At 49.4% G+C, this 7,625-nt stretch carries 7 protein-coding genes; 1 reads left to right on the top strand and 6 read right to left on the bottom strand.

The genetic code is table 11. From position 1 onward, the window contains the following. Positions 1-538: 538 nt before the first annotated feature. Positions 539-1,114: a chromate transporter gene (locus DWX76_RS11070; protein WP_412694060.1), complete on the bottom strand. Its 576-nt coding sequence runs from the start codon at positions 1,112-1,114 to the stop codon at positions 539-541. Next, entirely contained in the window at positions 1,111-1,653 is a 543-nt protein-coding gene (locus DWX76_RS11065) for a chromate transporter (RefSeq protein ID WP_117796658.1), read from the bottom strand. The genes DWX76_RS11070 and DWX76_RS11065 overlap by 4 nt, the downstream gene beginning before the upstream one ends. Before the next feature lie 228 nt (positions 1,654-1,881). Between DWX76_RS11065 and DWX76_RS11060 the strand changes: the two genes are divergently transcribed. After that, positions 1,882-2,730 carry a LysR family transcriptional regulator gene (locus tag DWX76_RS11060; protein WP_118570684.1) on the top strand — a complete coding sequence of 283 codons (849 nt, stop codon included), beginning with the start codon at positions 1,882-1,884 and terminating at the stop codon, positions 2,728-2,730. 284 nt (positions 2,731-3,014) lie between these two features. Here the strand turns inward: DWX76_RS11060 and DWX76_RS11055 are convergent, their stop codons facing one another. The 4 genes from DWX76_RS11055 to DWX76_RS11040 form a co-directional block, all read right to left on the bottom strand. After that, positions 3,015-4,511 (bottom strand): Na+/H+ antiporter NhaC family protein, encoded by a 1,497-nt coding sequence (locus tag DWX76_RS11055; RefSeq protein ID WP_118466986.1) that lies wholly within the window; start codon positions 4,509-4,511, stop codon positions 3,015-3,017. 155 nt (positions 4,512-4,666) lie between these two features. Further along, entirely contained in the window at positions 4,667-4,951 is a 285-nt protein-coding gene (gene spoVG, locus DWX76_RS11050) for a septation regulator SpoVG (RefSeq protein WP_118467740.1), read from the bottom strand. A 36-nt stretch (positions 4,952-4,987) separates the two neighbouring features. After that, positions 4,988-6,109, bottom strand: a complete 1,122-nt coding sequence (gene glgD, locus DWX76_RS11045; protein WP_022359575.1) for a glucose-1-phosphate adenylyltransferase subunit GlgD — start codon at positions 6,107-6,109, stop codon at positions 4,988-4,990. After that, complete coding sequence (locus DWX76_RS11040) at positions 6,106-7,380, bottom strand: glucose-1-phosphate adenylyltransferase (RefSeq protein ID WP_118473001.1); 1,275 nt, start codon at positions 7,378-7,380, stop codon at positions 6,106-6,108. The genes glgD and DWX76_RS11040 overlap by 4 nt, the downstream gene beginning before the upstream one ends. Between the last annotated feature and the right edge of the window lie 245 nt (positions 7,381-7,625).

The raw sequence follows: 7,625 nt of genomic DNA, 5'->3' as shown, positions 1-7,625 counted from the left end.
GATCATGTTTTTAGTAACTAACATGTTTTTAGTAACTAACTATCCCATTGGACCGTCCTCCTTGTTCCTTATTTCGTCCTAGAAACTATGGTAACCGTTTGTTGGGGTTATCTCTGTTTCTTTTGATGGTTTTATTCTACTAGATAATTTTCATTTTGTCAAGCATTATTTCTAATTATTTTCCATATTTTTCTTTATTTATCTGATTATATTTTTGTAATTGTTGTGTATTTCTGTTTTATTTGTTCTGTTTCTAACTATTATTGCACTTTGCGATCGCGTTTTCTTGTATTTTTTGTTTTATAGGACGCAATTTCCTGTAAAATGAAGAAAGTCCCATGAACAAATCATGTGTCTTGACACATCCGGGCTTCTCGCGCGACCGCTTGCGGCATGTTTCTTCTTCGCATGAGTACGCATCCCGCAAAGCGTTTTGTCATAGGACGAAGCTTCCTATGACAAAAAAGAACTACCCCAAAAGAATATGCCGATACCGAACTACCCCTTCTGGAAATGGTTCTATTTTCTTCTATCTTCCCTAGTGGAACTGGAACACGATTCCAATCACAGCCGCCGCCACGATGTAGAAGATCGGGTGCTTTTTCCATTTGACTAAGCCGTACCAGATCGCAAGCGCCAGTACGATCGCCTTCCAGTTGATGATGGAAAACAGCTCGGAAAACGCCAGGCTGCCATCCTCGCCGACATGGAGGAACGCTATCTTTGCCACGCCGATACCGGCTGCCGCAATCAGGGCGGTAGATGCCGCGCGCAGACCATAGAGGGCATTCTGTACGATCGAAGAGGATTTAAACTTATCGAGAATCTTCGAGATAATCACAATGATGATGACCGACGGCAGCACCAGTGAGAGAGGCGCTGCCAGTCCGCCGAGAATCCCTTTAATATGGAAGCCGACGTAGGTCGCCATATTGACTCCCATCGGTCCCGGTGTGGACTCGGAGACAGCGATCATGTTGGAAATATCATTAAAGGTATACCATCCCGTCTCCTTGGAAATATTGTAAAGGAACGGGAGGGTCGCCAGTCCGCCTCCAATCGCAAACAATCCGCAGCAGAAGAAGCGGAAGCATAATTCAAGTATCAGCATCATTTCTTCTCCCCCTTTCCGCCCTTCAGTACAATCCCGATCGCACCCGCCACGACAACAAGAAGCGCCGGGGAAACCGATGTAAACAGTGACAGTACAAACACAACCGCCGCAATCGCGATCGCTCCTTTATCAACCAGCGATTTCTTCGCCAGCTTGACAACCGCACTGCCGATCAGCACACAAACGCAGGCGCGGATGCCTGCAAAGGCGCTGCTCACAGCGCTAAGTTCAATAAAGTTAGAAATAAATGCCGCAATAATCATAATGATGACAAGCGACGGCGCAATGACTCCCAGTGTCGCCGCAATCGCCCCTGGAATTCCCCGATTCTTATAACCGACAAACGTCGCCGTGTTGACCGCGATGATACCCGGTGTACACTGACCAATCGCGTAGTAATCCATCAATTCTTCATCCGTCGCCCAATGGCGTCCATTGACTACCTCTTTCTGCAGCATCGGCAGCATCGCATATCCGCCGCCGAAGGTAAACCCTCCGATTCTGGCAAACGTCAGAAACATATCCAGCAGTTCTTTCATTTCTGCCCACTCCCTTCCGTATTATCCCTACACTTTTATTTCTCTGGAATTTCCAGTATATACCTGCTTATGTATCATACCAGAATTCAAGGAGCCTGAAAAATACCATTCGGATATAGAATATATATCAGAAAAATATAGTTCGCCTGTTATTCTATCGGATTTTGTTATATAATATATCTGCCGTATACACAGTTTTACAACGAATCCGAACAGGAAGGAGCATTTATGGAACTTCGCCAGTTATCCTACTTCACCACCATCGTCAACGAGGGAAATATTTCCCAGGCAGCCAAAAAACTGAATATCTCACAACCGCCGCTCAGCCACCAGATGAAGCTTCTGGAGGCAGAACTGGGTGTGACGCTATTTGAACGCGGTTCCCGCCGCATCCGACTGACACCTGCTGGAAAGACGTTCTACGACCGGGCGCTTGCGATCCTCGATCTGAGCCAGGCTGCCTGCACGGAGCTGACTGCACAGAAACAGGAGATTCAGGGCGTTGTGCGCCTTGGCATCATCTCCTCCGCCGTCGAATTTGTGACCCGGCATTATCTTGCCCCATTCCGGCGATCCTATCCCAAAGCCCTGTTTGAACTCCATGAGTCCAATTCCTACCACCTGCTCGATCTGCTTCACTCCAACCAGATCGACCTCGCCGTGATCCGGACGCCATTTGCCAAAGCCGGGCTGGAGATGCAGACACTGCCGCCGGAGGCATTTCTGGCGATCGGGCGCGAAATGATCTGGAGCCATTACCAGGAATGCCCGAATGCCCTTCTGACCGATATTCCTCCATCCGACACTGGTTCTGTGATTCAAAGTTCCCACCCTATGCCTGCATCCGACGCTTCCGAACCACAAAAAAGCCATACGCCCACATCTCTTCCCCTCTCCGCCCTCACCCGCGCGCCGCTCATCCTTTACCGCCGCTGGCAGCCGCTGATTCTGGGATATTTTGAGGAACAGGCGCTGGAACCGAACATCGTCTGCATTGCCGACGATGCCAGAACCGCCCTTTTATGGGCGTCCGAAGGCTGGGCATCGCGCTCGCGCCTGAATCTGCCCTCTGTTTAAATTCCGATCCCGCCCTGATCCGCCGGATCATCACCCAGCCCCAGATCCACTCAAGTATCTGTCTGGTCAAACGGAAGGAACGGAGTTTATCGCTGGTGGGGAATGCGTTTTTCCAAAGTTTCCATGCCACCGCTATTTCATAAAGAGGGTGCGGACAACCTTCTGCTCCGGCAGAAACAACCGCAGCTGCTACCGATGCCCCAGCGGAAGATACGACCGCTTCCTCCGATGAAACGAAAGAAATCGGCAGTAAACGAACCAATTTTCGTTTACTGCCGATGCTTTTACGCCTCTTTCGTCCCTTTATTCTTTCGATCCAGAATAACCAGAACCACAATCAGCGCTGCGAATCCCACGCCGGTTCCCACCCAGCCATTGGCGGTAATTCCGGCTGCCAGATAACCGAGGAAACAGCACGCCGCTACGCACAGCACATACGGGATCTGGGTCGATACGTGGTTGATGTGGTGGCACTGGGCGCCAGCCGACGCAAGGATGGTCGTATCCGAGATCGGGGAAACATGGTCGCCGCAGACCGCACCTGCCAGAATCGAAGCCGTCACGATCGTAAGGCTGTTCATATTTTCAGCGCCAACCACCGCAAATGCAATCGGAAGCAGAATACCGAAGGTACCCCAGGACGTACCGGTCGAGAACGCCAGCCCCGCCGCGATGACGAACATCAGGGCCGGCATCAGGGAGCCGACCAGCGCATTGCCTCCCACTACCTCTTTGACATAGCCGCCGATGTTTAAGTAATCCGCACTGCAGATACCAGACAGAGTCCAGGCAAGGCACAGAATCATGATCGCCGGGATCATCGCCTTGACGCCGATCGTGAAGGATTCACAGAACTCATTGAACCGGATGACACGGCGGATCATGTAAAATACAAAGATAAACACCAGTGTGAAGAAGGAACCAAGCACCAGGCTCAGTGCCGAATCACAGTTGGCGAACGCCTCGACCAGACCAACGCCGTCCAGGATGCCGCCTGTATACAGCATACCGCTGACGCAGAACGCAATCAGAACCAGGATCGGAAGAATCAGATCGATAACCTTTCCGTTGCCGGAGATCTCCATCGCCTCCGCCTCGACCGTCGTCTCTTTTCCGGTCTTTTTCACCTGTTCTTCATAGCGTTTCATCGCCGCGAAATCAAAATCGCCTGCTACCAAAAAGAGCATGAAGCAGATCGTGAGAAGCGCATACAGATTAAACGGAATCGTGTGAAGGAACAGACTGAAGCCGTCCACCCCGCTGTCCTCCGGAAGCGAAGAACCGACCGCTGCTGCCCAGCTTGAGATCGGCGCGATGATACAGATCGGCGCCGCCGTCGCATCGATGATGTAGGCTAACTTCGCACGTGTGATCTTGTGCTTGTCTGTCACCGGACGCATAACCGTGCCGACGGTCAGGCAGTTAAAATAGTCATCCACGAAAATCAGCATTCCGAGGAACATGGTTGCAAACAGCGCGCCCTTCTTCGTGCGGATCGCGTGGGACGCCCACTCACCATAAGCCTTCGACGCACCAGACTTTGTGATCAGTGCTACCACGATGCCGAGAAATGCCAGGAAAAGCAGAATGTTGACATTGCCCCCGATCTTCTCGCCCATGATCGCGATCATGGTTTCCACCGCATGAAGCGGATTTGGACCCGTAAATAAAAACGCGCCCGACATAATACCTATCAGCAGAGACAGGTACACCTCTTTCGTAATCAATGCAAGCGCAATGGCTACGATAGGCGGTATTAAAGAAAAAATCGTACCGCTCATAATTACCCCCTTATGGATTATCTGTACACATTCGGGCAAATTCCGCCCGTTTTTGAGCACACTATACCTACATAATAAATGTCCCCGGGCACTTTGTCCAGCGTCCGGGGACATTTTTTCATATTTTCTCTCTTTTTACTTTCTTTTCCTGCTTTTTACTCTGCTTTCTCCAGCTCTGCCAGTTCCAGAGCTGTCGCCTCGTATTTGGCAAGAATGACATTCTGAATCATGTCTCTGGTTCCCGAATTAATCGGGTGGGCAATATCCCGGTATTCTCCATCCGCAGCCTTACGGCTCGGCATAGCAATAAAAAGTCCCTTCTCTCCCTCAATAACCTTGATATCATGAACCACAAATTCATTGTCAAGTGTGATGGATACGATGGCTTTCATCTTACCTTCCTTCTCTATCCGCCGCACTCTTACGTCTGTAATCTGCATACCCATTTACCCCTTCCGTCTGTTCTTTGATGTACCCTATAATGTAAACCGCTCGTTCTTCTCAATGACAATCTTTACATCTTCCGGCGTACCGATGTGCGTCGTGTTGGCGCGGATCGTATCACGGCTCTCTACAATACAATTCTCAATCACTGTATTGTCCCCGATGTAAACATCATTTAAAATAACAGAATTCCGGATGATACAGTTATTGCCTACATATACCTTCTTAAACAGAACCGAGTTCTCCACCGTACCATTTAAGATACAGCCGCTGGATACCAGGCTGTTCTTGACATTTGCACCCGGATTGTATTTTGCCGGCGGAAGATCATCTACCTTGGAGTAGATCTCCGGGTATTCTTTGAAGAAATAGTGGCGTACATCCGGTTTTAGGAAATCCATGTTCGTCTTGTAGTACGAATCAACCGAAGCGATGTTGCTCCAGTAAGTTCCTAACTTATACGCGTAAATGCGTTTGAGGTTCTTATATCTGACTAAAATATCGGTAACAAAATCATACCGATCCTCTGCTGCACAGCGCTCCAGAAGTTCGATGAGCTGACGGCGGCGTATTACATAGATACCGCAGGAGATCATGCTGGAGGTCGCCAGCATCGGTTTTTCCTCAAAATCTGTGATACGTCCGTCATCGTTTAACTTCACCAGACCGAAGCGGGTAACGTCCTCCTCCGGAGGCATCTCCTTGCATACTACGGTAATATCCGCTTTCTTTTCAATATGATACTCCAGTACCTTGCCGTAATCCAATTTATAGACACAGTCGCCGCCTGCAATGACCACATACGGCTCATGACTTTTCTTTAAGAAATCGAGGTTCTGATACAGCGCATCTGCGGTACCGCGGTACCAGTCGCTGCTCTCTGCCGTGATCGTCGGTGTGAATACATACATGCCGCCCTGCTTACGTCCGAAATCCCACCACTTGGAAGAACTCAAGTGCTCATTCAGGGAACGGGAGTTGTACTGCGTCAGTACCGCCACACTCTGGATGTGGGAATTGCTCATATTGCTCAGAGCAAAATCGACACTGCGGTAGCTGCCTGCGATAGGCATCGCTGCGATGGCTCTCTTATTGGATAATTCTCTCATTCTCTTGCTGTTGCCGCCAGCTAAAACAATCCCGATCGCTCTCATTGTATTCCACCTGCCTTTATGATATAATCGCCGCTCTCCAGCTCGCCGCCGTGATAATCGTCTGCCGTCGTCACACCGGAAATCGCTGTGTTCCGTCCTATCTTCACTCCATCCGGTATCACGGAGCGCTCTCCGATCGTTACCAGATCGAACTGATATACCTTCTTGTCGTACTTGCTCTCGGCATATTCTCCGACGCCGACCTCGGCATTCTCACCGATGGTAACGTCCTCCGCCACGATCGCCTTATCCACAACCGTGCCAGCGCCGATCGTCGTGCCCTTCATGATGATCGAATCACGGATCACCGCACCTTCTCCGATCGTAACGCCTGCTCCGATGACCGAGTTAATGACTTCGCCGTATACCTCGGTGCCCTCGCCGATGATACTGCGCTCTATCTTGGACTGCTCCGATATAAATTGTGGGGGAATAATATCGCTCTTCGTGTAAATCTTCCAGTATTCTTCATACAGGTTGAACTCCGGAATGATGTCGATCAGTTCCATGTTTGCCTCCCAGTAGGAGCCAAGGGTTCCGACATCTTTCCAGTAGCCGTTGTACTCGTATGCGAAGATACGTTTTCCAGCTGCATGGCAATACGGGATAATGTGCTTTCCAAAATCACATCCAGGCTCGTCCGAGAGCTTGATGAGCGCTTCCTTGAGCACCTTCCAGCTGAATATGTAAATACCCATGGAAGCTAAATTGCTGCGCGGATTCGCCGGTTTCTCCTCAAACTCCGTAATGCGGTTGTTGTCATCGGTTATAACGATACCGAAACGGCTTGCCTCCTCCATCGGAACCTGCATCGCCGCGATCGTCACATCCGCATTGTTTGCTTTGTGGTATTCCAGCATTACCTCGTAGTCCATCTTGTAGATGTGGTCGCCGGACAAAATCAGCACATACTCTGGATTGTACGTTTCCATGTATTCCAGATTCTGGTAGATCGCGTTCGCCGTACCGGTGTACCAATCGCTTCCTTTGCTCCGCTCATACGGCGGAAGTACCGTCACACCACCTACGTTGCGGTCCAGATCCCACGGAATACCGATTCCAATATGTGCATTCAGCCGCAGCGGCTGATACTGGGTCAGAACGCCTACCGTGTCCACTCCCGAATTGATACAGTTACTTAACGGAAAATCGATGATTCGATACTTTCCTCCGAAAGAAACCGCAGGTTTTGCTACTTTTTGAGTTAAGACACCCAGACGACTGCCCTGTCCGCCTGCCAACAGCATAGCTATCATTTCCTTTTTAATCACGATATCACCCCTCGATGCTCACATATAATGTGTATTTTAAACCTGTTTTTATTATAACATACTTCACGAAAATAGTGAACAAATTTTTAATAGAATTTGTCCCAATTTTGTACATTTTCCGACATTTTTCGTTCCTTTTACATAATATTTTCGTAATTCCGGGATGTGGAATCTGAGAGTGAACCTCCCGTGAACTGAAAAAAAGCCCTGAATCTGAGACACTTTTGACTCAAAAGCATTTCCGA

The sequence above is a fragment of the Clostridium sp. AF21-20LB genome (assembly GCF_003478795.1).
Lineage (GTDB): Bacteria > Bacillota > Clostridia > Lachnospirales > Lachnospiraceae > Otoolea > Otoolea fessa.
Note: the sequence above shows the minus strand (reverse complement) of the source record. Positions and strands in the feature narration are given on the sequence as shown.

Excerpts from the sequence above, each read along its gene's own strand:
- DWX76_RS11055 (WP_118466986.1), bottom strand. The coding sequence starts at position 4,511 with ATGAGCGGTACGATTTTTTCTTTAATACCGCCTATCGTAGCCATTGCG.
- DWX76_RS11070 (WP_412694060.1), bottom strand. The coding sequence starts at position 1,114 with ATGATGCTGATACTTGAATTATGCTTCCGCTTCTTCTGCTGCGGATTG.
- glgD (WP_022359575.1), bottom strand. The coding sequence starts at position 6,109 with ATGAGAGCGATCGGGATTGTTTTAGCTGGCGGCAACAGCAAGAGAATG.
- DWX76_RS11065 (WP_117796658.1), bottom strand. The coding sequence starts at position 1,653 with ATGAAAGAACTGCTGGATATGTTTCTGACGTTTGCCAGAATCGGAGGG.
- DWX76_RS11060 (WP_118570684.1), top strand. The coding sequence starts at position 1,882 with ATGGAACTTCGCCAGTTATCCTACTTCACCACCATCGTCAACGAGGGA.
- spoVG (WP_118467740.1), bottom strand. The coding sequence starts at position 4,951 with ATGCAGATTACAGACGTAAGAGTGCGGCGGATAGAGAAGGAAGGTAAG.